Source organism: Vibrio sp. F13, assembly GCF_020806305.2.
Lineage (GTDB): Bacteria > Pseudomonadota > Gammaproteobacteria > Enterobacterales > Vibrionaceae > Vibrio > Vibrio crassostreae_C.
On record NZ_CP170175.1, the window covers coordinates 2,934,297 to 2,959,924 of the forward strand.

Genomic DNA, 25,628 nt, shown 5'->3' on the forward strand with positions numbered 1-25,628 from the left:
CACTTAGACAAAATGCTGACTCAAGAGCCAGCATTTTTAAATCAAATAGGACGGACGAGTATCTAGTAGCCAGAGGCGGCTGTAAACCAACTAAATCAAGTTTTCGTTCGATATTGACGCGGATGAATCGGCTTGAAAGGTGATCTTGGCTGTGCATCCACCACAGCTGCGATTGACCAATTCAAAGCCCCATTGGAAGCGTTGACATAAGTCCTCGACAATCAATAAACCTAACCCATGCCCATTCGGATTGTACTGTTCTTGTAGGCCTTCGCCTTGATCTTCAATCACAACACTCTCTTGGGACAGAGTGACCGTTACGGTGCCACTATTGGTCGCTGCAATGGCATTTCTCAACAAGTTTCCGACCAACATATTCATTATCGCGCTGGTGGCCTGAATTGTGGGTTCTGATTGAACGTACATGGAGATGTCGACGTCTTTCTCATCCGCCTGTGCTGAGTTTTTTGAGACGATAGTCTCTAACTCTTGTTGGCTAAACAATCGCAGTGGCGCATCGTCACTGTTTCTTTCGTAACGCACGAGGCCGAGTAGGGCATCGACCATCTCTGACATCTGAACAATGGCTTCATCAATGCGCTCAATCTGGCGAGATTGAAACTCGGTGGTTTCGCTTCTTAGCAGTAATTTATTTGCGCCACGAGCGACCGTTAACGGTGTTCTTAGTTCATGACTTGAGTAGCGAGCAAAGGCTTGTTCACGTTTGAGTAAGGAATTGATTTCTCTTCGGTACTGATTGAGTTGATCTGTGAGCTGACGAAACTCAACTGCGGCGTCGTCATTGACACTAAATTCTTCATTGAGGTTGAGCTTATTGGATTCCAATTGTTCGGAAATAGAATTGAAGGGTTCAATCAGTCGTTTAGATAATCGATAGAGCAGAGCACCAAAGCTAAAAATTAGAATAGAGAGTAATGTTAGTACAAAGGTGGTCGCATAAACCAGTTCGTAAATCTCAAACTCGACGCGGTCGATCTCGGAAAGCAGAACGATTGGGTGGGTTTGACCTTTATCAGAATACTCACCAACATACACCATGCGAGAGTTAGGTTCTTCACCTACCTCGCCAACAAAGCTTTCTTTGCCTTTAATGTATTTGAGGTATTCGGCAGGTATCAATGAAAGATCATTGTAGGCGATTGTCAGGTCATCAATTCTTAACGTACCGCTTTCCCCTGCTTGGAATAAACCAACCGCATAGTTACGGTCGATCAGGATGCGTCTTTCACCGACGCGATCTTCTGACATGTAGAGTGCGGCAACAAAGACTAAATAGACAAAGGCCGATACAATCACGGCCATTAACCCAAAGAAAACCGCTAAGCGGCCGGTTAGGGTTTTGGTGCTCGTGAGAACATTTAAAATCAATTCGATGACTCCAGACGGAATCCAACTTTAGGGACGGTAATCAACATCTGAGTATCAAACGGCTTGTCGAGTTGGTTACGTAATTGATAGATGTGACTGCGCAACACGTCATTGTTGGGTTCGTCTTCTTCCCAGAGTTTGTAGGAAATATCTTCGCGAGTAACCACTTCTGGTGCTTTTTGGCACAACATCTCAAGGATAGTGTAAGTGGTTGGGTTGAGTGCGAGTAACTTATCTTGACGGTACGCTTTACGCGTTTTTTGGTCGATGGTGAGTTCATCAAACTGCAATTTAGAAGAAGCCACTTTTCCTCGGTAACGACGAACAAGCGCTTTCATTCTGGCTTCCAAAATATCCAAATCAAAAGGTTTGGTTAGATAGTCATCGGCACCATGCTCAAACCCTTTTAACATATCATCGCGGCTATCTAACGCAGTCAACATCAAAATAGGTGTCGCGTTGCCTTGGTCTCGCAGTTTATTACAAACCGTGAGGCCGTCCATTCTTGGCAACATCAGATCCAATATGATGATATCAAATGAGTTTTCCAACGCGAGTTGCAGGCCGAGTTCGCCGTTGTCCGCATAATCGAGTTCCATGCCAATACACTCAAAATAATCAAACAAGACACCTGCGATTTCACGGTTATCTTCGACTAATAGAACTCGTTTCATTTTGATTCTCATACAGAAATAGACGGTAACATTATCCTGAGTGAGCGTGAAAAATATGTCAATAACATAACTTTCACTTATGAGGGGGTAGATTGGATTCAGATTAAAAAATAGAAGAACGTATTATGTCTGAACTTCATATTAGCCGACCTAAAGTCTCCACATCACGGATCAACCCTGCCGTTTCACTATCGATCATTGTGCCATTTTACGATGAACAAGAGGTGTTAGAAGAGTTTCATTCTCGCCTAACTAAGGTGCTGGATAGCTTACCCATCACCAGTGAAATCGTTTATGTCGATGATGGCAGCAAAGACAACAGCTTGAATTTGGTGAGTTCATTCACTTCAATCAATAGCTCAATTTCTGTGATCGGTTTAAGCCGTAACTTTGGTAAAGAGTCAGCGATGAGTGCTGGCCTCGAACATTGCCGAGGACAAGCCGTGATCTTGCTCGATGCCGATTTACAAGATCCGCCCGAGCTGATTCCTCAAATGATTGCCAAATGGCGCGAAGGTTATGACGTCGTCAATATGCAGCGTAGCCAACGTGACGGTGAAACGTGGTTTAAGAAGTTTTCAGCCGCAAGCTTTTACAAAGTCATGAACGTGGCGGCGAAGATCGATGTTCCAGAAAATGTGGGTGATTTCCGATTGTTAAGCCGAGAGGTTGTCGACCATATCAACCAACTGCCTGAACGTAACCGTTACATGAAAGGCATCTTTTCATGGCCAGGTTTTAGACAAGCAACGATTCAGTTTAAGCGCGATGCTCGCTTCTGTGGCGAGACGAAATGGAACTACCTGAAACTCATCGGATTGGCGATGGATGGCATCACATCATTTTCTATCCGCCCACTGCGTATTGCGACGGCCGTTGGTGGATTAGTGGCGCTTACCGCTTTTGTGTATGGCGTCTTCATCGTGTTCAAAACCATGATGTTTGGTGAGCCTATTACGGGCTACCCATCCATGATGGTGGTTCAACTTGCCCTTGGCGGCATTCAACTTCTGAGTATTGGTTTAATGGGGGAATACATAGGTCGTATTTTCATCGAAACCAAGAACCGTCCTTTGTATCTGATCCAATCGGTGGTCGATACCCCTGCATTAAAAACGCATTTTAAATTAGAGGAGTCAGCATGAGCCTGAACCGAACGCACCTATGGTATTTGTTGGCTTTTGCATTGGTTCTGAGGCTCTTATCTCTGGCGACATACCCTTTAATGGATACTACGGAAGCGCGCTACGGTGAAATGGCTCGCTTGATGGTAGAAACTGGCAATTGGTTAACCCCTCAATTTGATTACGGCATCCCTTTTTGGGGTAAACCACCGTTGTTCACATGGATGAGCGCAGCGGGGATTGAACTGTTTGGTTTAAGTGAGTTTGCCGTTCGCGCACCACATTGGTTAGCGGGTGTAGCAACGATTTTGTTGACCGCTTACATGGCGAAACGAACAGGGCAAAGTGCGTTGGTTGCCGCGGTAGTGTTGGCGACATGTGGTATTTTCTCTATTGCGGCAGGTGCTGTGATGACAGACATCGCGTTAACCTTAGCGATGACTATTGCCATGCTGGGTTTCTACCTATGTTGGCTAGGAGGAGAAGCGGGGAAGGGTGAAGGGAGTGCGAAGACTAATCGGTCTTGGGGTTATGTTGGTTTCATTGGTTTAGCATTAGGCTTGCTGGCAAAAGGGCCGGTAGCGATTGTCATCATGGGTATCGCAGTTTTCCCTTGGTTGGTATTACAACACGGCTTCTTTGGTGCTTTCAAAGCGCTTTGGCAACGTTTCCCATTGTTGTCTGGTTTAGGTGTGATGTTAGCGATTGCTCTACCTTGGTACATCATGGCTGAAATGGCAACGCCGGGCTTCATCGACTACTTTATTGTTGGCGAACACTTTAAGCGTTTTGTTGTGAGTGGTTGGGAAGGGGATCTTTATGGTTCAGCCCATGATGAAACAAGAGGAATGATTTGGGTTTTCTGGATTCAAGCAGCTGCGCCGTGGTCGATTGTGTTGCCTATTTTGACTTTTGCTCGTCGTAAGAAAATCGCAGAAGTTAACGCTGAACATAATGGGTTATTTTCATTCCTTGTGTGTTGGTTGGTCTCTCCTCTAATTCTTTTCACTATGGCGGGTAATATTCTTCCTGCCTATGTGTTGCCAGGCATTCCTGCCCTTGGCTTGTTGGTGGCAATGCTTGTAGTAGAAAAAGATAAGAAGTGGTTCTCGAGTGTGGCTTTAGTGCTACCTGTGTTGCTAATGATTGCAATGGTCTACCTCAACTTAGGCAAAGCGAATGAGAAAAGTGACCGTATTATCTTCGAACAGATTACGGATGAAGCGCCGAGCTTTTATGTCGGTAAACGACCGTTCTCCGGGCAGTTTTACAGTCATGGACAAGCGAAAAAGTTACTCGATGTTAAACAGTTAGATGGTATCGACAAGTTCTATCTGATTGGTAAAAGAGCGGAAGTGGAAACCAAGATTAAAGACAATGCGTTGACCTGTATTTTAGAGCCGACGGTGAAGATCAAGCGCGCTCTATTTAGTTGTCATAGCCAAAACATCAAACCAAATCTATCGTTGAGCCATATTCGAAGTGATGGCGATGTTCAATTTTAACTCGTCATCGAGACTGTTTAGCCACAAGTTCGACGTGCTAAACCAAAAACTACAACCTCATCATAAGATGATTAAATTCGCTATGGTGGGGTCGGGTGGCTTTGTTGTCGATTGTGCCGTGTTTGCGTTGCTGCATTACGTTATTGGGCTGCCGTTAATGAGTGCTCGAATTGGCTCTTTCATCGTTGCAGCAACGACAACCTGGTTTGGAAATCGAGTGTTGACCTTTGAATTCAAAGGGCAGGGGAATTGGTCCGAAAAGCTGATTCAATGGCAAAAGTTCATGTTCTCTGCATCAATATCGGCGATACCTAATTTGCTGTGCTTTAAGTTGATGACTGAATTGCTGCCTGCATTTACTGGGGCAGTGTTTATCGCAATGGCGGTTGGCATCTTGGTGGGCATGGTCAGTAACTATTTGCTTAGTCAGTATTGGGTGTTTGCTCGTTAGGCTATCTTGTAACAGACACAAAAAAGCGCAGCTAAATAGCTGCGCTTTGTGTTTTTACGATAGCGAAGTCAATCGGTTCGCGATATTAGCGTTGTGCTGCGCGCTGGCGGTTCTTGCCGTTACTTGCAGGTTTGCCACCTTGACCATTGCCCGCTTTGTTACGGTTTGGTTTGCCATTTCCGCCGCCATTACCTTGTGATTGCTGACCACCAGGACCTTTCTTAATGAAGCCAGTCGCTGGTTTACGAGCATTGCCATTACCGCCACCTTGGTTAGCATTACCTTGGCTACCGTTGCCGTTACCATTCGGCTTCTTGCCACCCGGTTTCTTACCAGAGTGGTTACGTGGGCTTTCGCCACCAAGACCTGGCTGAGATTTACTGTGCTTAGTCGCAAAGCGTTGTGAACCGTGACGACCAGACTTACGACGTTGTGCCGGTGTTTGTGCATCAAAGTCTTCTGCTGGTACTAGGCAGTTTGCTTTGTCACCAATTAGGTGCTGTTTACCCATGCTGATCAGTGCTTCACGGATGATTTTCCAGTTTTCAGGATCGTGGTAACGAAGCAGTGCTTTATGCAGACGACGTTGACGATCACCTTTCGGCACAGGAACATCTTCACGCTTCTTATATTTCACGCGTTTCAGAGGGTTAGTCTCTGAGTAGTACATCGACGTTGCATTACACATTGGCGATGGGTAGAAGTTCTGTACTTGGTCACACTCGTAGTTGTGCTTTTTCAGCCACATTGCTAGGTTAAGCATGTCTTCATCTTCTGTGCCCGGGTGAGCAGAGATAAAGTAAGGAATTAAGTACTGTTTCTTACCGGCTTCAGCGCTGTACTTCTCGAACATCTCTTTGAAACGATCGTAAGTGCCCATGCCCGGCTTCATCATCAGATCCAGTGGGCCTTTTTCAGTATGCTCTGGAGCAATCTTCAAGTAACCACCAACGTGGTGAGTCACAAGCTCACGAACGTATTCTGGAGATTCAATCGCTAAGTCGTAACGTACACCAGAAGCGATCATGATCTTCTTAACACCCGGTACTTTTCTCGCAGAGCGGTACAGGTCGATAGTGTGTTGATGGTCTGTGTTTAGCTTTTCACAGATTTTCGGGAACACACATGATGGACGACGACAGTTAATTTCAGCTTTTGGATCTGAACAACCTAAACGGTACATGTTCGCCGTTGGGCCGCCCAAGTCAGAAATAGTACCTGTGAAGCCCGGTACTTTATCTTTAATGTCTTCGATCTCATCCAAGATAGATTCTTTCGAACGGTTCTGAATGATGCGACCTTCGTGCTCTGTGATTGAACAGAAAGAACAACCACCAAAACAACCACGCATGATGTTAACCGAGGTTTTGATCATGTCGTATGCTGGGATTTTCGCTTTGCCGTACATCGGGTGCGGAACACGCTTGTACGCAAGGCCAAACACGTAGTCCATCTCTTCTGTGGTCAATGGAATAGGCGCTTGGTTAATCCAAAGCTCGCGATCACCGTGACGTTGAATCAGAGCACGACCTGAGTACGGGTTTGTCTCAAGGTGCAGAATACGACTAGCGTGAGCGTAAAGAATACGGTCATTGTTTAGCTTTTCGTAACCTGGGATACGAACCGCTGTAGTTTTTGCATCGTGACGAGAAGGGCGAATAGTAATAGGTTGCGCTTTTACTTCTTCTTTTTCGTCTTTCTTGGTATCACACTGAGTTTCAACTTCGTACGGGTTAACCGGAACATACGCTTTGTTCGGCTTTTCGATACGAGAAGAGTCAATGATCTTGAAGCCTTCAGGGGCCGCAGGAAGATTGATAGCAGTACCGCGGATATTGGTCAGCGTAGACATGTCTTCACCATCGGCAATGCGGTGTGCTACTTCAACCAATGCACGCTCAGCGTTACCAAAAAGAAGAATGTCAGCTTTTGCATCAAACAATACAGAGCGGCGAACTTTATCTGACCAGTAGTCGTAGTGAGCTACACGACGTAAGCTCGCTTCAATACCACCAAGCACGATTGGCGTGCCTTTGTAAGCTTCACGACAACGTTGAGAATAAACCAGAGTTGCACGATCAGGACGCTTGCCACCTTCATTGTTCGGAGTATAAGCATCATCGTGACGTAATTTGCGATCAGAGGTGTAGCGGTTGATCATGGAGTCCATGTTACCCGCTGTGATGCCGAAGAATAGGTTAGGTTTACCTAGCTTCATGAAGGCATCTTTATTGTCCCACTTTGGTTGAGCAATAATGCCCACGCGGAAACCTTGAGCTTCAAGCAGACGGCCGATGATAGCCATACCAAAGCTCGGGTGATCGACATAAGCGTCACCAGTTACAATAATAATGTCACAGCTATCCCATCCAAGAGCATCCATCTCCTTTCTACTGGTAGGCAAAAAGGGTGCAGTTCCGTAGCACTCGGCCCAGTATTTTTTGTGTTCGTGAATAGGAGTGATATCGCTGTACATATTTCAACCTCTGATTTTTGAGGCGGGAATTATAGCGGCATGAGCCTAGACTAGCCAGTAGAACATGCCCCTGTTAGTTCTGGTGTCTTTCGTCTTTTTACGGTAAATGGCGATAAAAGAGCCATACAACAGCATAGTTGAAGCCTTGAATAACGTCGCTAATTTGTGATTTTGATTAGTGTTCGCAGCAGTTTTTGATATTATTCGCGAAAATAAGTCTGAAGAAGTAGATCCACAATGGTCGAAACGTTATTAGTACAATTTGCTCCGATGCTTTTAGGAACCCAACTGATCTTAACCCTCATCTTGGTGAAAGGGGATATTTGTCCGGGGCAGCGTGGTCGGATCCACAAGATGTTACCGGCGATTGGCGTGCTGTGGCTTGCCGTCGCTTCAGTAAAAATTGAAGCCTTTCTGGTCGTGTTCGCGATCTTTTATTTCTATTCTCAAGTTCAAACCAAGAAGACTCGCGATTCTGGTCCTATCTGGGTGATGTACTTGGCCTGTGGTTTAGCGTTGTCATATGTTGCTATACAAGCGACTGAGCAAGCAACCGCTGTTGGTATCATTACTACTTTGCTGCTAGTGGTACTGTTAGGAGCAGCGTTTGGCCATCTACTACTGACGATTGCAAGGACACGGTTGCAGGCATTTCATCGAGTGCTTCCTGTTGTGGGCGTGCTAACCGGTATGTTGGTAGTACTGGCGACCGTCGTGAGTGTTTACTCTTTGTCTGAAGCTCAATTAGAACCTGTGATTTCCACTTTGCTATTTAGTTTTGCTTTGTTGATCTCCTCAATCGTGGTGTGGTGTTGGCATTTACTGTTCGCAAGAACGCCTGAAAAGCTTCAACTGAGTATTTCGTTGTTGATGTTATTGGTGGCCGTTGTGGGTTTAACGCCAGTTTCGGCGCTTTAATCACGCACTTTCATTAATTACGTATTCTTGTTAAGAAGTGTGATCTGTTTTTTAGCGTGACGTTGGTAAGCGTTCTAAACTTAACTCTAGTCAGTGTGTTCGTAAGGAGTACGAGATGGATTTAAGCAACGTCAAAGGTTTCGATAGCATTATTTTGCTAGGAATCGTTAATGAAAAACTTCGCCTAGAATGCGATAGCTTTGAAGAGCTGATCAGCATGTATGAAATGGATACAGAAAGTGTTGTGGGCAAGCTCGATATGCTTGGCTATCAATACGATCCATTGACTAACCAGTTTAAGTCTTACTCGAGATAAGCTAAAGATTAGCGCATCTTTTATCGAAAATGACATGCATCGCGTGTTGTGGGTGTTGAGAGAAAAAAAGTCACAGATTATCTGTGACTTTTTTGTTTCTGACGAATCGATCGAGCTTAACTTAGCCATAAATCATCTTTAAACGACCTCTATGCCATCTAAGTGACTCTTACTTTGCTGTCTTGCCGTGCTAAAGAAAGCTTGCAGGTAACGTTTATCTTTCTCAGAGTTTCTTACCGCTGCGAACAGTCTTCTTGATAGTCCTTTGCCTAATGGCTTGCTGGCAATCAGCCCTTGTCTTGAGAATTCACTGATCGCCCAGTTTGGTAGAGCCGCTACTCCCAAACCTGCTGATACCATTTGAACTAGCATTAACGTGTTGTCCGCTTGTTTCCACTTTTTAGGTTCTACACCCGCAGGCTGTAAAAAGTGCTTCACGACATCTAAACGCTGTTTTTGAACAGGGTAGGTGAGCATGGTGAGATCGCTAAGATCTTGCGGTTCAATGCTCGCTTTTTCTGCCAAAGGTGAGTTGATTGCGGTGATCAAACGCATCTCAAAATCAAAGAGTGGTTCGTAGTGAACCTCAGAGCGAGGCTGTATATCAGAGGTGATCACCAAATCTAGCTCGCCTGCCATTAGCGCGGGTAGCGGCTCAAACCCAAAGCCTGACGAGAAATCTAGCGTTACGCTTGGCCAAGCCACTTGATATTCCTTCAAAGCAGGCATTAACCATTGGAAGCATGAGTGACATTCAATCGCCATGTGCAAACGACCATTCACATCCTCTTTCAGGCTCGCGAGTTCGTTCTCCGCTTTAGCTATTCTTGGCTGTATCTCATCGGCAAGCCTAAGCAAAATCTCACCTTCAGAGGTGAACTTAACTGGTCTAGTTTTACGTAGGAAAAGCTGACCACCGATACGCGCCTCAAGGTCTTTCAGTTGGTGAGAAAGCGCCGACTGAGTCAAGTGAAGAGAAGTTGCCGTCGCTGTTAGCGAGCCGCTGTCTCTTAAGGTAGTCAATGTTCGAAGGTGTTTAAGCTCTATCATGAGTTTTCCTCATATTCCCTAAGCCAATTCAATATTTCTTAATAATCACCCTACGGGGTTTTCTTTCATTTGTAAACGTCTAGATGTCCAGATGGATTTAATTTTTTCAGCTTTAGATTATTCAAGATGAATATTTTTAATAAACAAGATGAATATTTGGACGTTGTTCATCGTTCAGATTAGGGAGATATTTTAGCCATCCAGACGCCTTATAAAGAACTTAAACCATAAGCTAGGCAGTTTGATCGAACACTAAAAATTATTGAATAAGGAACAGGTTCATGACTACGACAACGCATATTTTAGGCTACCCACGTATCGGCGAAAAACGCGAACTCAAATTCACTTTAGAAAAATACTGGCGCGGTGAGATTAGCCAATCAGATTTAAAGCAACTCGGTAGCGAACTAAGAAATCGTAACTGGAATGTACAAGCTGACGCGAATCTTAGCTTTGCAACTGCGGGTGACTTCGCATGGTACGACCATGTATTAACAACGACTTTACTTCTAGGCCACGTACCAAAGCGCCATACTGGTGGTTCTGAAGATGAAAAATCCTTCCCAGATTTAGATACTTTGTTCCGTGTGGGGCGTGGTCAATCTCAGGTTCAGTCGACTTGTTGCGGTGGTACGCATACGTCTAGTGACGGCACTAAAGATAGCTCTGCGGCTTCTGATATGACTAAGTGGTTCAACACCAACTACCATTACATTGTGCCTGAGTTCAGTAAAGACGATTCCTTTGAAGTGAGCTGGCCACAACTGTTTGACGAAGTGAGTGAAGCGATAAAATCCGGGCATAAGGTGAAGCCAGTTTTGTTAGGCCCGTTATCTTATTTATATCTTGGTAAAGAAGTGGAGGAGGGTTTTGATCGTTTATCTCTTCTTCCGCGCCTTCTTACCGCTTACCAAGCAATTTTGGCAAAACTCGCTAAGTTGGGGGTTGAGTGGGTTCAAATCGATGAACCAATTCTTTCGCTTGAGCTTGAGAGTCAATGGGCAGATTCATTCAAGTTGGCGTATCAAGTGATTCAAGGTGATGTAAAACTGCTGCTCACTACTTATTTTGATTCGGTGACTGATACCTTAGATAAGATAGTAGAGCTACCAGTTAATGGCCTACATATCGACTTAGCAGCAGCACCACAGCAACTTGATGAAGTAGTGGGTAAGTTACCTGAACACTGGGTACTTTCAGCAGGGGTGATTAATGGACGAAACGTTTGGCGAGCTGATTTAGCCGCTCAACTAGAGTTACTACAACCAGTGAAAGAGAAGCTAGGAGACAAACTTTGGGTAGCAAGTTCATGTTCACTTTTGCATAGTCCAGTCGACCTTGAGTTAGAAGATTCACTCAGCGATGAAGTGAAGAGTTGGTTTGCTTTCGCGAAACAGAAAGTGACCGAGGTGAGTATATTGGGTGCGGCACTAGACGGTAACCACAATGCTATCTTGGCGTGTGAAACCTACAGCCAGCCGATTGTTGCACGCAAGAGCGCGACTCATGTGAATAAGCCGCAGGTTCAAGCTCGTATTAACACCATTACCAAAACCCTAACCGAGCGAAGTGCTCCTTATGCCGAACGCGCTTCACATCAGTCTGAGGTGTTAGGTTTACCATTATTGCCAACCACAACAATTGGTTCATTTCCACAAACCGGAGAGATCCGTGTTCAGCGTAGTGCTTACCGCACTGGCAAACTGAGTGAAGCGGAATACAACACCGCGTTGAAAGGTCATATTGCGGATGCGGTGAAACGACAAGAAGCACTTGATTTGGATGTACTGGTTCATGGTGAAGCTGAACGTAATGATATGGTGGAGTACTTTGCTGAAAATCTAGCAGGCTTCCAAACTACCAAATTTGGTTGGGTACAAAGTTATGGCTCTCGTTGCGTGAAACCTGCGATTGTGGTTGCGGATATCGAGCGTGAAAAACCAATGACGGTGGAATGGTCGACCTATGCTCAATCTCTGACTTCAAAGCAGATGAAAGGCATGCTAACTGGGCCTGTTACTATCTTGTGTTGGACATTCCCACGTGAAGATATTTCACGCAAAGAGATAACCAATCAACTGGCGTTTGCGTTGCGAGATGAGGTGTCTGATTTGCAAGACGCAGGTATCAACATTATTCAAATTGATGAGCCTGCCATTCGTGAAGGTTTGCCATTGAAAAAGCGTGACCATGCAGAATACTTAGAGTGGGCAGTGGATGCCTTTAAGATTTCAGCTGCGAGTGCTAAACCAGAAACTCAGATTCACACCCACATGTGTTACAGCGAGTTCAACGAGATCATTGATTCAGTCGCTGCGCTAGACGCCGATGTGATTACCATAGAGACTTCTCGTTCGAACATGGAACTGCTGAAAGCGTTTGAAGAGTTCAACTACCCGAATGCGATTGGGCCTGGCGTTTATGACATCCACTCACCAAACATTCCTTCAGAAGAGTGGATTGTTGATTTACTTAAGAGAGCGGCAAAGAAAATCCCAGCAGAACGTTTGTGGGCAAACCCTGATTGTGGGCTGAAGACGCGTAACTGGGCAGAGACAGAAGCGGCACTGGCTAATTTAGTTTCAGCGACTAAAATGCTGCGTAAAGAGTGGGAGTCGGCAGAAGCATCAGCATAATTAAAGCTAGGGTGTTATCGTTCTAAAAACAAAAGTCTGAGAAAAGAAAGGCCTCGCATCTGCAAGGCCTTTCTTGTTTGTTACTAGCTTAACGTTAGAAATCAAATCTAGTTAATGCTCTGACATGTCTCTTTGCTGATTAGCTTTTCAACCATCAGTTGTCCGCGAGTGTTGCGAACCTTAATGTTGTAAGCCAAGCCCATGTCAAGGTTTGCTCTAACTTCAGAGTTGGTGCAGTAGCTGTTAACACTCATATCTACGACTTGGTTTAAAGGCTTAGCACCTTTAGCGTCTTGGTTGTAGATCATCATGATCTCGATAACGGTGTTTTTTGCCAGTACACGCATGACTGACAGTGGGCCATACTCAATCGGCAGGCCGGCAGATAAAACGCCAGCACGGTGTTGCGCCATCATTTCAAGCTGTCTTTGTTGGTCTTGCTCACTTGAAGCACAGCCTGCGAGCAGAGCTAAAGCCAGAGAGCCAATAATCCATTTTTTCACGTTAAAATACTTTCTTGAATGGTTTTACAATGACATTTTGGTAGACACCTGCCTCAATGTACGGATCTGCGTCTGCCCATACCTGTGCGTCCTCTAAAGAATTAAACTCAGCAATTACAGTAGAGCCAGTGAAGCCGGCTTCACCAGGGTTGTCTGAATCAATCGCAGGCATTGGGCCAGCAGTCAAAAGTCGGCCTTCATCGTGAAGTGTTTGCAGGCGTTCTAGATGTTGTGGGCGAACACTTAGGCGCTTTTCTAATGAATTTTCGACGTCTTGAGAAAAAATCACGTACCACATATTGGTATATCCTTATTTTACTTCACTGAATTGGGGGCGTTTAAATTCGCTATCTTGCTAATTTACGCGAACTAATTGGTATTGGAAGAGCTAATGATAAGAAATTGTGAAATGGTGCGAGAGAGAAGTATGGTCTTTAGCGATTTCATTCGTTGAAACTAAAGACCGTCTACATTAGCAGCTTGGTGAAAAGTACTATTTATTGATCGGGCGAGGCTTACCACCCTCATCAACCGCAACGTAGTTGAATGTCGCGCCACAAACCTTGTAGCGGTCGCCGATACCGTGATCAAGTACAGGCTTAACCCAGACTTCTAGGTCGATATTCATCGAGCTACGGCCAATCTTGGTGCAGTCACCATAAACACACACCACATCACCTACTGAAACCGGCTGTTTGAACTCGATACTCGATACTGAAACCGTGACTATCTTGCCGTTAGATATCTCTTTTGCCAGTATGCCGCCAGCAAGGTCAAGCTGTGACATTATCCAACCACCGAAAATCTGGCCTGCTGCATTTGTATCAGAAGGCATCGCTAATGTGCGAAGAAGTAAAGAACCAATCGGGTTCAAAGTTGATTGAATAGTCATTGTCGTACTCTTAATGGTATTGATTGTTTTATATAAAAATAGATGTGTTTACGAGACTCGTGGTGGTCTAATTTTTAACGTCTTCACCGAACACAAATAATCAGCGGCCAATGATCACGAGTATCATTGGCCAATCGCATATTGATAATAATTGTATCAAATAGGGTATGAGGACTCATCCCTAAGGGCTATTTCTCGTCGGTATTTTTATCCGTTAACTCTTTCTGCTGGTCTTTTGGTAGATGCTTATAGATATAAACACCAGTGAGCAAGGTGAAGAGCAAGGTCGCGATGAGTAGACCAAACACTTTGAAGTTGACCCAAACATCCAACGGTAGGCTGAAAGCAACGTAAACGTTGAGAACGGCACATAGGGTAAAGAACAGCGTCCATGCCCAGTTGATCTTGCCCCATACCGAATCAGGCAGTGTGATCTCTTTGCCTAACATACCTTTAATCGCTGATTTGCCCATGATGTGACTGACCGTCAGGCCAATCGCAAACAGTGCGTAAACGATGGTGACTTTCCATTTAATGAAGTTGTCGTCGTGCAAGAAGATGGTCATGCCACCAAATACGGCAACCATTAGAAAGGTGATGACCTGCATTTTTTCGACTTTCTTGTAGATGAAATAAGTCAAAATAATTTGAACTGCAGAGGCAACGATCAAAGCGCCGGTCGCGGTATAGATGTCGTACATCTTATAAAGCGCAAAGAAAATAATGAGAGGAATGAAATCAAGAATTTGTTTCATGAGACACTGACTATCCAGTTAGTTGAGTTGCTGACAGTCTAACGAAAACTGTCTCGATGCTAAATAGCTCGAGACAATTGGGTGCCAATTAATTCAATCTAACCACTCATCGTGTTTAAAGAGTTGAAGCAGGTTATCGCATTGACGAGGTTTGATAGCGAGGTATCAGCTTTTTGATATCTTCAAGGTAACCTTCGCTCTTTAAGCTGTCTAAGGTGTTTTCGAGCTCTTGCTCACTCATGGCAAAACATGTCGATTTACCGGTCGTTAAGTCGAGATACTCGTGATATTCACGCTCTGTGAAGTGGCCAATTCTGTCCATTAATAGGGTTTTAATTCCATGGTGAATCAAGCCGTAATACGTATGTCTTTGTAAGGTCATAGCCTATCCTCCGTGACAAGCTGCAGTGAAACTGGTGCAACCTGCTGTATATTGGTTGGGTTATCTATGACAAAGCAACTCGAATGCCATTTTCTCCAACGGAACAGAATAAATTCCCGGCTAAATAGAATTGAACTTCTTTTCAAATAGTTAAAGGAAGGTACGTTCTATTCTCTGACAATCAATACGAAACAGACATCAAATAGTTTCATTTTGAGAACGGAAAAATTCTCATTATGACGCTCTCCTGCCGCTTATAAAGAGGCCTACCAACAATGATTGCCGCTAATCGACGAGCCAATCAACAAGCGTAGATAAGGATGTATTTTGTCGATTCTTGGGTTGCAGTAAGAAGTAACCATTTCCTGAAAAGACACTGCCTTCACTCACTTTTACCAATCTACCTAAATCAATATCTTGCTTGGCCAGTGTGATGTCGCCTATGGCAATGCCAAACCCTTGAATGGCGGCGTTCATAGCTTGATCGAGTGTTGCGAATTGTTGGTTGTTCTTGCTTGAAAGGTCGTGGCTGCCTATGTGCTCTAACCAAAGTCGCCAATCACTTTGCTCATTGTTGGCGTGTAGCCAAGTGTATTGGGCAAGCTTGTGTGGCTTGATGATGGTCGATGCGTCGTCGACAAGATGGCTCTGTGTAATGCTTTGTGCTTGGCAAACGGGCGCTAGCTGCTCGTTAAACAATAATTGGCTGATAATCGATTGTTGGTTTGGCTTCTTACCATAGGTAATTACGGCGTCAAACGGATCAAAGCTTGGTTCGAAGACGTGCTTGATGGTCGACGTCAGTTCGACATCAATTTCAGGATAGGCTTGCTGAAAAGACATCAACTTAGGTAGTAGCCAAGAGGTAATACAGCTCGGTGCGTTGAGTTTGATCTTAGACGGAGAGCTAGCCACTTGATTTAGAGCCGATTGCAGCTGATGAATCGTTCCTTGTATCAGGGGAACCAGTTCTTCTCCTTTCGGCGTTAAAGACAATCCGCGAGCATGGCGATAGAAGAGATCACAGCCAAGGCTTTCTTCAAACGACAATACCTGACGACTCACTGCACCTTGCGTAACATTGAGCTCATGTGCCGCGCGTGTAAAGTTGAGGTGCCTTGCCGTAGACAAAAACGCGAGCAAGGTTTTGGTTGAAGGAAGTGTGCGATTCATATCTTTACCTATGACTTTTTATCATGGCTATTATGTGATTATTTCGATTCATTTATCAATAGTGTTCTGTTTGAATGTAAATACTTAATCATCATTTGTGATTCAATATGTGTATAAGTCACATTTTTTGAATATGAAGGCAATGATGAAGACATTGTGATTTTGTGAAAGGGATAGCTTCTTGACATCTTTTATTGATAGCTTAGTGCCTCAGGCTGTAAAAAAATTAATACCTTATCAATCGGCAAGAAGAATTGGTGGTGATGGACGTGTCTGGCTAAACGCCAATGAATTGGAAAGCTCGCTGTTTCAAGGAGAAGCAAGTCACAACCGATACCCAGACTTCTTACCACAAGATATTGCTAAGGCTTATCAAGATTACTGTAGTACCGATGCCGCGACTGTGGCTGTTCGTGGTGCAGATGAAGCGATTGATTTGCTGATCAGAACATTCTGTAAACCGGCGTGCGACAACATACTTATCTGCTCTCCAACGTATGCGATGTATGAGTTTTGCGCTGATGCATTGGCGATTAATACCTTGGACTCTCCATTGCAGGAAGACTTTAGCCTGAACGTCGCTGATATTGTGAATAAGGCAAAACTGGCGAATATCGTGTTTCTTTGCTCACCAAACAATCCAACGGGCAATGTGATTCCTAAATCGGATTTGATTCAGGTACTGGAAGGCACGACTGGAAAATCTCTAGTGGTCGTCGATGAAGCGTATATCGAATTTGAACCACAAACGTCAGCCGTTAGCCTTATTGAGCGTTATCCGCACTTGGTTGTGATTCGCACTTTGTCTAAGGCATTTGGACTGGCTGCAGTTCGTTGTGGTTTTATCTTAGCGAGTCAAAATGTGATGCAGTATGTCGCGAAGCTGATTCCACCTTATCCGATGCCAGATTGCTCATCTCAAATTGTATTAGACGCGTTGTCTGATGAACGAGTCTCAGTGATGCAAGATGCGACGCAGAATCTGGTTGAGCTGCGTAACTGGTTTGCTTGTGAGTTAACGCAGTTTGATTTCATCGAGTCGGTTTACCCTTCATCGACGAACTTTATTTTGCTGCGTCAAAAACCAGGGCATCAAGTGTTCAGTGTATTGGCGAAGGATGGCATTGTGACAAGGAATCAAAACCACGAACCTGCTTTGCGTAACTGTGTTCGAATCAGTATTGGTAGCCAAGAGAGCATGTTAGAAGTGATAACGTCACTAACACGCTACCAAACCGAGCTACAACAGACTCAACAAGATCAGCAAAAACGACAGCATCAACAAGATCAATATATAGAAACTCAATCTCAACTCGATAAAGATCATATCTAGGATGGCAATGATGAATAAGATAATACTAGGACTCGCTTGTGCGGCCGCTTTACTTGGTACAGCGGTACAGGCGAAAGAAATCCGTTTGGCGTCAGACTTTACGTATCCGCCATTTAACTACAAAAACAGTGATGGTGTGCCTGTCGGGTTTGATATTGAGATAGCTGATGCCTTGTGTGAGCAAGCCAAACTCGATTGTACTTGGGTTTCACAAAGTTGGGACTCGCTAATTCCAAGTTTGTTGGCAAGAAAGTCAGATGTGATTATGGCTTCAATGCGTATTACCGAAGAGCGTAAGCGTAAGATCTTGTTTACTGATAAGTACTACCAAACTCCAGCCGTGTTTGTTGCTGCTAAAAGCGCGGAATTCAGCGTCGATGAGGCAGGCTTAGCAGGTAAAACCATCGGTGTTCAGCAAGGTACGATTCACGATCGCTACGTAACCGACAAGTTTGGCGATGTGGCAAACATTAAGCGTTATACCGGCCAAGATGAAGTTTATCTGGATCTGCAAAACGGTCGTCTAGATCTAACCTTCGGCAACTCAGATCAACTGTCATTGGCTTTCTTAGACAAGAAAGAAGGCGAGGGCTTTGAATTCAAAGGCAAAGCAGTGACCGACAAAGCCTACATTGGCGAAGGTACGGCGTTAGCACTAAGAAAGCAGGATTCAAAACTGGCGAAACAATTCAATGCCGCGATTGAAGAGATCAGAGCAAACGGTACTTACGACAAGATCGCCGCTAAGTACTTTACGTTTGATATCTATGGCGCTGATTTGTAATTCGTCTAACGCCTAAAAATTAGAACACCAAAAACAAAAATCCGAGGGCTGTGAGGCTCTCGGATTTTTGTTACAAATAATTCGTCCTAGTAAGATTCCCACCATTGTCTTGATCCCTGCTTATCCACTCTTGTTCCATACGCTCAGCCTAAAACCTTACCTCGACCACCTCAGAAATCGCCGTTCACGACTCGCTTTTTCAATCGATGAGACCTTCTTTGTCCGTGCTTAATAACTTATTTTAAGATCTTAAAATAACACAAACTTGCGCGTAATTATTTGCTAATAGACTGTTCTAAAAGCAGTTGAAAGCGATCGGAATTCCCCAAAAATCCGAAGTTAGACTGCTTAATGGTCTAATTGGTCCCAAATATGATTGGTATCACAATCAATTCAGCTCTCTGGCAAATAGATGAACCTTAGCTCACAAAATATACACATAGTATTGTAATACAAAATATATGAAGGTAAGAATATTGTAATGAAACGTTACGGTCATGAGCAGTATGCAATAGAACGTTAGATTTCAAGCTCAGCTAGAACGTGTCATATAAAAACTGTACCTCTTACAAAATGGATTCTGGAGAAGAACATGAAAAAACACCTACTGACGATTGCAGCGGCATCAATTCTGATGGCATTTGGCGCTCAAGCAAAAACTTTGACCTTAGGGCATGCAATGTCATTAGAAAGCGCAGCTCACCAAGGCATGGTGATCATGGCTGATAAAGTTAAAGAAAAATCGAATGGTGACCTTACGATTAAGATCTTTCCAAACGGTCAATTAGGCTCTGAACGTGACCAAGCGGAGCAAGTTGTTACTGGCGCGATTGATATGGCCAAAATCAATGGTGGGTTAGCCGAATCTTTTGAACCAACGTTTAAGGTTAATGCACTGCCTTTCTTATTCCGTGACGTTCCACATATGAGAACCTTCATGCGAAGTGAAGCAGCACAAGAGATGTTGCTTTCAAGTGAAGGTAAAGGCTTCATCGGTCTTACGTTCTATGACTCAGGCACACGTAGCTTCTACGCTAAAAAAGCCATTAACTCACCGGCTGATCTCGCTGGCATGAAAGTTCGAGTTCCGGGTTCTCCAACCATGATGGAAATGGTTAACCTATTAGGTGGTAAAGCAACGCCTGTACCTTTCAATGAGGTATACACGGCGCTGCAACAAGGCGTAATTGACGGTGCTGAAAATAATATTTCTAGCTTAGTTGAAATGAAACACAGCGAAGTTGCCAAATTTTACTCTATGGATCAGCACATGATGACACCTGACGTGATCATCATTTCAGAATACAAATGGGGTTCATTAACGGCAGAAGAGCAAAAAATCTTAAAAGAAGCTGCTGCTGAGTCTCTTGAAGAGCAGATCAAAATCTGGGACGCAACAGATGACATGAACAAAGAGAAAGGAATGAAAGAAGGCGTAACGTTTGTTGAAGTTGATAAAGCCCCTTTCCGTGCAGCTGTTAAACCTATGATTGATGAGGCGAAAAAAGATCCAAAACTAGCTCCATTCATTGAAAAAATTGAAGCTCTTTAATCAGTCTTAGTGAAAATATAATTTTGCCTTGGCTTTGCTAAGGCAAAATTTTTTGAGGTATCACACCATGTTAGCAACTTTCAGAAACCTACTTGATAGGCTGATTCTTTTTGTCTCTTCTTTTGCACTAATGTTACTTGTCGTTACTGTCACTTGGCAGGTCTTTAGTCGTTATGTTTTGAATGATCCAAGTAACTGGACTGATGAACTTGCTCGTTATGCGATGGTATGGCTTGGCTTATTAGGAGCAAGCTACTTATTCGGTATCAAAGGACACTTAGCAATAACGTTATTGGATGGTTATCTTAAGGGTAAAGCACATATCGCATTACATGTACTCATCAATATCATTTCTGGCGCATTTGTATTTCTAGCAATGCTTCAAGGTGGCATCGCCCTAATGGGAAGAACCACACAACAACTCTCTCCAGCACTGCAATTACCGATGTCGACGGTGTATTCAATATTGCCGATTTCAGCCGTTATTATCCTCATTTATTTGGTCATGAATACGTTTGATCTTTTTTGTGAACCCAACAAAAAATAAGTTTTAAAAGGACTCTATATTATGGATTTGTCCATTGGTGTTTGGCTGCTAGGCCTATTCTTATTCATGATCGCGATAAGCATGCCGATTGCGATTGCAATTGCCATGTCATCTTTAACCATCATGTATTTCATCTTACCGTTTGAAGTCGCCAGTATTACTGCGGGTCAAAAAATCATTACCGGTATTGATAGTTTCAGTTTATTAGCCATCCCTTTCTTTATCCTCGCGGGGAATATAATGAATGTAGGTGGCATCGCGAGTCGACTCATCAACCTTGCAAAGCTCTTGGTTGGTTGGATCCCGGGCTCACTTTTTCACGTGAACATCTTCGCCAATATGATGTTTGGCGCCGTTTCAGGATCAGCCGTTGCAGCAGCAGCTGCGGTTGGTAAAACCTTAGGCCCAGAATTAGAAAAAGATGGTTATGATAAAAACTTAGCAACAGCAGTAAACGTTGCATCTTGCCCGGCAGGCTTATTAATACCGCCGAGTAATTCACTGATCGTATTTTCAGTGGTATCGGGTGGAACATCCGTTGCGGCGTTGTTTATCGCAGGGTATGTCCCAGGTATTCTAATGGGCTTAAGTTGTATGGTCGTCGCCTATTTCATCGCTAAAAAGAAGGGCTACAAAACAAGTGCGAATGACGGCTTCACAACGAAAGATGTGCTGAATATTGTTTGGCAAGCAACACCAAGCTTAGGGCTTATTGTTGTTGTTATTGGCGGTATTATTGGTGGTATATTCACTGCAACAGAAGGGGCATGTATAGCGGTTCTATACTCTTTTATACTGTCACTCTGTTACCGAACCCTCAAATGGGCACACTTTCCGATAATTTGTAGAGAAACGGTTCAGGTTACTGGCATTATGCTGTTCTTGATTGGTGCTTCTACCATTATGTCATGGGCAATGGCGTTTACCGGTCTACCAACCATGATCAGTGATTGGATGCTCTCTATTTCAGACAATCCAATTATCATCTTTATTCTGATGAACCTGATTCTACTGATTGTGGGTATGTTTATGGACCTTACGCCAGCCGTATTGATCTTTACCCCTATCTTTATGCCGATTGCTGAGCATTTAGGCATGCATCCAATTCACTTCGCGATGATGATTATCTTCAACTTATGTATTGGCATTGCAACGCCACCCGTTGGTACGGCGCTATTTGTGGGTTGTAGTGTCAGTGGCTCTAAGATTGAAAACGTTATAAGAAGTATCATGCCGTTTTGTGCCGTATTGATCGTCACACTGTTGGCCATTACTTTTATTCCTGAAATTAGTTTGGCTCTGCCTCGTGCGTTTGGACTCATCAATTAGCCTGACAAGGGTAAGATTTACCGAATCAATATCGATCATTACCTAATAAAAAAACCGCCTCATGAAGGCGGTTTTATTTATCAATCAAACTGAAGCTTAATATTACGCTTGCTGTTTTTGTAGCTCAGCTTCTTTCGCTTCGTCTTCGATTAGAGAATCAACGATGACTGCACATGCTGCATCACCAGTGATGTTTAGAGCAGTACGGATCATGTCGAAGATACGGTCTAGAGCGAACAACAGAGGTAGACCTTCAATAGGGATACCAGCTGCTAGAAGAACCGCAACCACTAGGAAAGAAGGACCTGGAACACCTGCTTGACCAACTGCGCCTAGAGTCGACGTTACGATGATAGCAACGTAAGCACCCATAGAAAGGTCGATGTTGAACAGCTGTGCGAAGAAGATAGCAACTAGGCCGTAGTAAATTGCGTTACCAGACATGTTGATCGTCGCACCAAGAGGCAGAACGAATGAAGCCGTAGAGTTACGAACGCCAAGTTCTTTCTCTACCGTTTCCATTGTTACTGGCAGTGTCGCCATTGAAGATGCTGTTGATAGTGCAACCGCTTGAGGCTTCTTCATCGCCACTAGGAACTTCTTCGCAGAAGTCTTAGTGAAGATTTGAATCATTAGCGGGTAAGCAACAAAGCCGAAGATTAGAATCGCAGCGATGTAAACAACGAACAGTTTGAACACAACCATAAGTGCGCCAAAACCGAATGTACCCACAGCTTCTGCCATTAGGCCGAATACGCCAAGTGGTGCAATGATCATAACCTTGTTGATCATCCAAACCATAGCGTCAACAATCGCGTTTACGCCATTGATGATAGGGTCACGTTTCTCTTTCGCTTGTTTAGAAATCGCAATACCGAAGAATAAGCAGAAGACTAGAATTTGCAGAATGTTTGCTTCATTCAGTGATTGGAAAACGTTGGTCGGGATCATACCCGTGATGGTTGCCCAGAACGTTGGAAGTTCGCCTTTCGCAGCGTATTCAGAAGAGAACATGCCTTCAACGCCAGAAACATCGATACCACGACCCGGTTCGAATATTTCACCCATTACTAGCGCTAGTGCTACAGCAAGTGCAGACGTTAGTGCAAAGTAACCTAGAGTGGTCACGCCCACTTTACCTGCTGATGAGCTGTTGCCTAGACCAGCAGCACCTGAAATTAGGGCAACCGCGACTAGAGGGATAACCAGCATCTTGATCAAATTGATGAAGATAGCACCCAGTGGAGCGAACATAGTTGCGCTGTCACCCATCATCGCACCGACTAGGGTACCGATGATCATTGCAATAACGACTTGAACGCCGATGTTGCTTAGTAAACTCTTTTCTTTTAACACTTCCATAACCTCTGTGCTACTAAATATAAAAATCCCAGAACTACTCACCAATGTACGATGTACCATTGGATTAATATTTCGCGAGAAGTTTTACACGTATCCTTTACATTTATCAATATGAGCAGAGATGAAAGAACACCAAAAAGCAGTAATCAAATGTCATTTGATGATTTTTTACGCTAAAGCAAACGATTGCTTTTTGATTTATCATTACCTTTATAAATGGTAGTGATATTTGGGTGGGGTATTATAGATGTGCTACAGGTTTGTATGAGGTGTTGTTTTTATCAGAAATTTAACAATTGAGAGGGTTTGGACGTGTTCTCGGAGAAAAACTCCCACAGCGCAAATTATCGCACTAGTGGGAGCCTATTTATTATTTTTGCGTTGCCGCTTTCATTGGTGTTACAAACTCAGCAAGTGCTTTAAGCATTGCTTCTGGTTGTTCAACGTTGTTTTCAATGATTTTCACAACTGCTGAGCCAGAGATAGCACCAGCAGCGCCAGCTACAATTGCTTCTTTCACTTGTTCAGGAGCCGAGATACCGAAACCAAGCAGTGCTGGTGGCGCATCAAACTTGTTCAAACGATCAAGTAGGGCAGTCACAGGCATGTTTGCTTTGGTTTCTGCACCCGTTACGCCAGCACGAGAAAGTAGGTAAGTGTAACCACCACCTAGCTCAGAAACCGATTGAAGCGTCTCATCACTTGCTGTTGGTGGAGCAATAAAGATTGGGTGAACGCCAAACTTCTTAGCTGCAGCAACAAACTCGCCACTCTCGTTGGTTGGTACATCAGCAATCAATACTGAATCGATACCTGCATTAGCACAACGCTCGTAGAAGTTCTCGATACCACGTGCGTACACCAAGTTTGCGTACATCAGTAGGCCGATTGGTAGCTCTGGGTATTTAGCACGAATTTGACCAATAAGATCAAAACACACATCTGGCGTGACTTTAGAATCTAACGCACGAATGTTTGCACCTTGGATTGTCGGGCCATCTGCAAGCGGATCTGAGAATGGAATACCAAGTTCAAGTGCATCAGCACCCGCTTCAACGAGTGTTTCCATGATCTTAAGAGACTGCTGAGGGTTAGGATCGCCAACCGTTACGAATGGTACAAATGCGCCCTGATTCTTTTCAGCTAAGCGAGTGAAGAGTGATTGATAGCGATCCATTATAATGCTCCTTTCTCTTTAAGAATGTCGTGTACAGAGAAGATGTCTTTATCACCACGACCAGATAGATTAACCACTAATAGCTGTTCTTTCTCTGGGTCATCGTGAGCCATTTTAACAGCATGAGCCAAAGCATGAGATGACTCTAGCGCTGCGATAATACCTTCTTTACGTGCAATCAATTGGAACGCTTCTAGCGCTTCGTCGTCGGTCACGTTGTCGTATTCAGCACGGCCAATAGCATTTAGGTGCGCGTGTTGAGGACCAACTGATGGGAAGTCTAGACCCGCAGATACAGAGTAAGACTCTTCTACTTGGCCGTTCTCATCTTGCATCAGTGGCGCTTTCATGCCGAAGAAGATACCGGTTTTACCGTGCTTAAGCGGCGCGCCGTGTTGGTCGGTATCAATACCTTTACCAGCCGGCTCTACACCGATTAGGCGAACAGTTTCTTCTTCAATGAAATCCGCAAACATACCGATAGCGTTCGAACCACCGCCGACACAAGCGATAACCGCATCAGGAAGGCGACCTTCACGAGCTAGAATTTGGTTCTTCGTTTCTTCACCAATCATGCGTTGGAAATCACGAACAATCGTTGGGAATGGGTGAGGGCCCGCTGCAGTACCCAATAGGTAGTGCGCGTCTTCATAAGTTGCCGACCAGTCACGTAGCGCTTCGTTACATGCATCTTTTAGCGTTGAAGAGCCAGAATGAACAGGGATAACCTCTGCGCCCATTAGCTTCATACGGAACACGTTCGGGCTTTGACGTTCAACGTCTTTTGCACCCATGTATACACGACACTTAAGACCTAGTAGAGCACACGCTAGAGCCGTTGCCACACCGTGTTGGCCTGCCCCAGTTTCAGCGATGATTTCCTGCTTACCCATACGTTTTGCTAGCAATGCCTGACCAAGAACTTGGTTTGTCTTGTGAGCACCGCCGTGAAGTAGATCTTCACGCTTTAGGTACAGTTTGGTTTTTGTACCTTTTGTTAGGTTGCGTGCTAGCGTTAGCGCCGTTGGACGACCAGCGTACTCTTGAAGAAGCGTCATGAATTCGCTGCGGAACTCAGGATCGGCTTGTGCATCGATAAATGCTTGTTCAAGTTGGTCTAGTGCTGGCACTAGGATCTGCGGTACGTATTGACCACCGTATTCACCAAAGTAGGCATCGAGTTTAGCCATTGTGTTATTCCTTCAATTCTACTGATGTGTATTCACACCAAGTCATTTAATCTTGTTTGAGCTTCGCAAAAGGCAAAGCTCACAAATATGTTTTTAGTTTCTGCTTTCTA

General features: G+C 44.2%; 24 protein-coding genes. 11 read left to right on the forward strand and 13 right to left on the reverse strand.

Annotated features, from left to right (window positions below; all coding sequences use genetic code 11):
- Window positions 1-90: 90 nt before the first annotated feature.
- Together LMH68_RS13545 and LMH68_RS13550 are read right to left on the reverse strand one after the other, a co-directional pair.
- Window positions 91-1,389, reverse strand: coding sequence for a sensor histidine kinase (locus LMH68_RS13545; RefSeq protein WP_229647087.1), 1,299 nt, complete (start codon window positions 1,387-1,389; stop codon window positions 91-93).
- On the reverse strand, window positions 1,386-2,063 hold the full coding sequence (locus LMH68_RS13550) for a response regulator transcription factor (RefSeq protein ID WP_065585153.1): 678 nt from the start codon (window positions 2,061-2,063) through the stop codon (window positions 1,386-1,388). The genes LMH68_RS13545 and LMH68_RS13550 overlap by 4 nt, the downstream gene beginning before the upstream one ends.
- Before the next feature lie 125 nt (window positions 2,064-2,188).
- Between LMH68_RS13550 and LMH68_RS13555 the strand changes: the two genes are divergently transcribed.
- From LMH68_RS13555 to LMH68_RS13565, 3 genes are read left to right on the forward strand one after another with little or no spacing between them, the layout of a single operon-like run.
- A complete protein-coding gene (locus tag LMH68_RS13555; RefSeq protein ID WP_017063526.1) occupies window positions 2,189-3,208 on the forward strand; it encodes a glycosyltransferase family 2 protein in 1,020 nt (339 codons plus the stop codon).
- Window positions 3,205-4,692: an ArnT family glycosyltransferase gene (locus LMH68_RS13560; RefSeq protein ID WP_229647086.1), complete on the forward strand. Its 1,488-nt coding sequence runs from the start codon at window positions 3,205-3,207 to the stop codon at window positions 4,690-4,692. The genes LMH68_RS13555 and LMH68_RS13560 overlap by 4 nt, the downstream gene beginning before the upstream one ends.
- On the forward strand, window positions 4,679-5,143 hold the full coding sequence (locus LMH68_RS13565) for a GtrA family protein (protein WP_017062031.1): 465 nt from the start codon (window positions 4,679-4,681) through the stop codon (window positions 5,141-5,143). Before LMH68_RS13560 ends, LMH68_RS13565 begins: the two co-directional genes overlap by 14 nt.
- An 85-nt stretch (window positions 5,144-5,228) precedes the next feature.
- On the opposite strand, the gene LMH68_RS13570 is transcribed toward LMH68_RS13565, so the two are convergent.
- Entirely contained in the window at window positions 5,229-7,526 is a 2,298-nt protein-coding gene (locus tag LMH68_RS13570) for a YgiQ family radical SAM protein (protein ID WP_017067347.1), read from the reverse strand.
- A gap of 330 nt (window positions 7,527-7,856) precedes the next feature.
- Here LMH68_RS13570 and LMH68_RS13575 point away from each other — a divergent pair, with 330 nt between their 5' ends.
- Both LMH68_RS13575 and LMH68_RS13580 read left to right on the forward strand, forming a co-directional pair.
- Entirely contained in the window at window positions 7,857-8,537 is a 681-nt protein-coding gene (locus LMH68_RS13575; protein ID WP_229647085.1) for a hypothetical protein, read from the forward strand.
- A 115-nt stretch (window positions 8,538-8,652) separates the two neighbouring features.
- Window positions 8,653-8,853, forward strand: coding sequence for a DUF4250 domain-containing protein (locus tag LMH68_RS13580; RefSeq protein ID WP_010437991.1), 201 nt, complete (start codon window positions 8,653-8,655; stop codon window positions 8,851-8,853).
- 138 nt (window positions 8,854-8,991) lie between these two features.
- Here the strand turns inward: LMH68_RS13580 and LMH68_RS13585 are convergent, their stop codons facing one another.
- The gene (locus tag LMH68_RS13585; protein ID WP_010437993.1) at window positions 8,992-9,903 is read right to left on the reverse strand and encodes a LysR substrate-binding domain-containing protein; all 912 of its coding nucleotides are present in this window, start codon (window positions 9,901-9,903) and stop codon (window positions 8,992-8,994) included.
- Between the two features lie 281 nt (window positions 9,904-10,184).
- On the opposite strand from LMH68_RS13585, the gene metE reads away from it, so the two are divergent.
- Window positions 10,185-12,539, forward strand: coding sequence for a 5-methyltetrahydropteroyltriglutamate--homocysteine S-methyltransferase (gene metE, locus LMH68_RS13590; RefSeq protein WP_016789268.1), 2,355 nt, complete (start codon window positions 10,185-10,187; stop codon window positions 12,537-12,539).
- A 107-nt stretch (window positions 12,540-12,646) separates the two neighbouring features.
- Here metE and LMH68_RS13595 read toward each other — a convergent pair whose 3' ends face one another.
- From LMH68_RS13595 to LMH68_RS13620, 6 genes are all read right to left on the reverse strand, one after another.
- Window positions 12,647-13,042: a GspS/AspS pilotin family protein gene (locus LMH68_RS13595; protein ID WP_010437997.1), complete on the reverse strand. Its 396-nt coding sequence runs from the start codon at window positions 13,040-13,042 to the stop codon at window positions 12,647-12,649.
- A 1-nt stretch (window position 13,043) separates the two neighbouring features.
- Window positions 13,044-13,340, reverse strand: a complete 297-nt coding sequence (locus LMH68_RS13600; RefSeq protein WP_010437999.1) for a YciI family protein — start codon at window positions 13,338-13,340, stop codon at window positions 13,044-13,046.
- Window positions 13,341-13,535: 195 nt separating this feature from the next.
- On the reverse strand, window positions 13,536-13,934 hold the full coding sequence (gene yciA, locus LMH68_RS13605; RefSeq protein WP_010438001.1) for an acyl-CoA thioester hydrolase YciA: 399 nt from the start codon (window positions 13,932-13,934) through the stop codon (window positions 13,536-13,538).
- 188 nt (window positions 13,935-14,122) lie between these two features.
- Window positions 14,123-14,689 (reverse strand): septation protein A, encoded by a 567-nt coding sequence (locus tag LMH68_RS13610; protein WP_017061509.1) that lies wholly within the window; start codon window positions 14,687-14,689, stop codon window positions 14,123-14,125.
- 133 nt (window positions 14,690-14,822) lie between these two features.
- Entirely contained in the window at window positions 14,823-15,071 is a 249-nt protein-coding gene (locus LMH68_RS13615) for a hypothetical protein (RefSeq protein WP_017069991.1), read from the reverse strand.
- A gap of 285 nt (window positions 15,072-15,356) precedes the next feature.
- Window positions 15,357-16,244 (reverse strand): LysR substrate-binding domain-containing protein, encoded by an 888-nt coding sequence (locus tag LMH68_RS13620; RefSeq protein ID WP_017063534.1) that lies wholly within the window; start codon window positions 16,242-16,244, stop codon window positions 15,357-15,359.
- 181 nt (window positions 16,245-16,425) lie between these two features.
- On the opposite strand from LMH68_RS13620, the gene hisC reads away from it, so the two are divergent.
- From hisC to LMH68_RS13645, 5 genes are all read left to right on the forward strand, one after another.
- Window positions 16,426-17,577, forward strand: a complete 1,152-nt coding sequence (gene hisC / locus LMH68_RS13625) for a histidinol-phosphate transaminase (protein ID WP_229647084.1) — start codon at window positions 16,426-16,428, stop codon at window positions 17,575-17,577.
- A 10-nt stretch (window positions 17,578-17,587) separates the two neighbouring features.
- Window positions 17,588-18,361 carry an ABC transporter substrate-binding protein gene (locus LMH68_RS13630; RefSeq protein WP_229647083.1) on the forward strand — a complete coding sequence of 258 codons (774 nt, stop codon included), beginning with the start codon at window positions 17,588-17,590 and terminating at the stop codon, window positions 18,359-18,361.
- A gap of 592 nt (window positions 18,362-18,953) precedes the next feature.
- Complete coding sequence (locus LMH68_RS13635; RefSeq protein ID WP_017076380.1) at window positions 18,954-19,913, forward strand: TRAP transporter substrate-binding protein; 960 nt, start codon at window positions 18,954-18,956, stop codon at window positions 19,911-19,913.
- 67 nt (window positions 19,914-19,980) lie between these two features.
- Complete coding sequence (locus LMH68_RS13640; RefSeq protein ID WP_004736522.1) at window positions 19,981-20,460, forward strand: TRAP transporter small permease; 480 nt, start codon at window positions 19,981-19,983, stop codon at window positions 20,458-20,460.
- A 21-nt stretch (window positions 20,461-20,481) separates the two neighbouring features.
- A complete protein-coding gene (locus LMH68_RS13645) occupies window positions 20,482-21,789 on the forward strand; it encodes a TRAP transporter large permease (protein ID WP_010438025.1) in 1,308 nt (435 codons plus the stop codon).
- 102 nt (window positions 21,790-21,891) lie between these two features.
- Here the strand turns inward: LMH68_RS13645 and LMH68_RS13650 are convergent, their stop codons facing one another.
- The 3 genes from LMH68_RS13650 to trpB form a co-directional block, all read right to left on the reverse strand.
- Entirely contained in the window at window positions 21,892-23,211 is a 1,320-nt protein-coding gene (locus LMH68_RS13650) for a dicarboxylate/amino acid:cation symporter (protein WP_321163247.1), read from the reverse strand.
- A gap of 310 nt (window positions 23,212-23,521) precedes the next feature.
- A complete protein-coding gene (trpA, locus tag LMH68_RS13655) occupies window positions 23,522-24,328 on the reverse strand; it encodes a tryptophan synthase subunit alpha (protein WP_229647082.1) in 807 nt (268 codons plus the stop codon).
- Window positions 24,328-25,518, reverse strand: a complete 1,191-nt coding sequence (gene trpB / locus LMH68_RS13660) for a tryptophan synthase subunit beta (protein WP_017063541.1) — start codon at window positions 25,516-25,518, stop codon at window positions 24,328-24,330. The genes trpA and trpB overlap by 1 nt, the downstream gene beginning before the upstream one ends.
- Window positions 25,519-25,628 lie beyond the last annotated feature (110 nt).

Bases quoted from the DNA above. Each gene is read 5' to 3' on its own strand.
- LMH68_RS13630 (WP_229647083.1), top strand. From the start codon at position 17,588: ATGAATAAGATAATACTAGGACTCGCTTGTGCGGCCGCTTTACTTGGT.
- LMH68_RS13570 (WP_017067347.1), bottom strand. From the start codon at position 7,526: ATGGATGCTCTTGGATGGGATAGCTGTGACATTATTATTGTAACTGGT.
- LMH68_RS13565 (WP_017062031.1), top strand. From the start codon at position 4,679: ATGTTCAATTTTAACTCGTCATCGAGACTGTTTAGCCACAAGTTCGAC.
- LMH68_RS13550 (WP_065585153.1), bottom strand. From the start codon at position 2,063: ATGAAACGAGTTCTATTAGTCGAAGATAACCGTGAAATCGCAGGTGTC.
- LMH68_RS13580 (WP_010437991.1), top strand. From the start codon at position 8,653: ATGGATTTAAGCAACGTCAAAGGTTTCGATAGCATTATTTTGCTAGGA.
- LMH68_RS13650 (WP_321163247.1), bottom strand. From the start codon at position 23,211: ATGGTACATCGTACATTGGTGAGTAGTTCTGGGATTTTTATATTTAGT.
- LMH68_RS13585 (WP_010437993.1), bottom strand. From the start codon at position 9,903: ATGATAGAGCTTAAACACCTTCGAACATTGACTACCTTAAGAGACAGC.
- LMH68_RS13635 (WP_017076380.1), top strand. From the start codon at position 18,954: ATGAAAAAACACCTACTGACGATTGCAGCGGCATCAATTCTGATGGCA.
- LMH68_RS13645 (WP_010438025.1), top strand. From the start codon at position 20,482: ATGGATTTGTCCATTGGTGTTTGGCTGCTAGGCCTATTCTTATTCATG.
- LMH68_RS13615 (WP_017069991.1), bottom strand. From the start codon at position 15,071: ATGACCTTACAAAGACATACGTATTACGGCTTGATTCACCATGGAATT.
- LMH68_RS13560 (WP_229647086.1), top strand. From the start codon at position 3,205: ATGAGCCTGAACCGAACGCACCTATGGTATTTGTTGGCTTTTGCATTG.
- trpA (WP_229647082.1), bottom strand. From the start codon at position 24,328: ATGGATCGCTATCAATCACTCTTCACTCGCTTAGCTGAAAAGAATCAG.
- metE (WP_016789268.1), top strand. From the start codon at position 10,185: ATGACTACGACAACGCATATTTTAGGCTACCCACGTATCGGCGAAAAA.
- LMH68_RS13555 (WP_017063526.1), top strand. From the start codon at position 2,189: ATGTCTGAACTTCATATTAGCCGACCTAAAGTCTCCACATCACGGATC.
- LMH68_RS13575 (WP_229647085.1), top strand. From the start codon at position 7,857: ATGGTCGAAACGTTATTAGTACAATTTGCTCCGATGCTTTTAGGAACC.
- trpB (WP_017063541.1), bottom strand. From the start codon at position 25,518: ATGGCTAAACTCGATGCCTACTTTGGTGAATACGGTGGTCAATACGTA.
- LMH68_RS13610 (WP_017061509.1), bottom strand. From the start codon at position 14,689: ATGAAACAAATTCTTGATTTCATTCCTCTCATTATTTTCTTTGCGCTT.
- LMH68_RS13640 (WP_004736522.1), top strand. From the start codon at position 19,981: ATGTTAGCAACTTTCAGAAACCTACTTGATAGGCTGATTCTTTTTGTC.
- LMH68_RS13620 (WP_017063534.1), bottom strand. From the start codon at position 16,244: ATGAATCGCACACTTCCTTCAACCAAAACCTTGCTCGCGTTTTTGTCT.
- yciA (WP_010438001.1), bottom strand. From the start codon at position 13,934: ATGACTATTCAATCAACTTTGAACCCGATTGGTTCTTTACTTCTTCGC.
- LMH68_RS13600 (WP_010437999.1), bottom strand. From the start codon at position 13,340: ATGTGGTACGTGATTTTTTCTCAAGACGTCGAAAATTCATTAGAAAAG.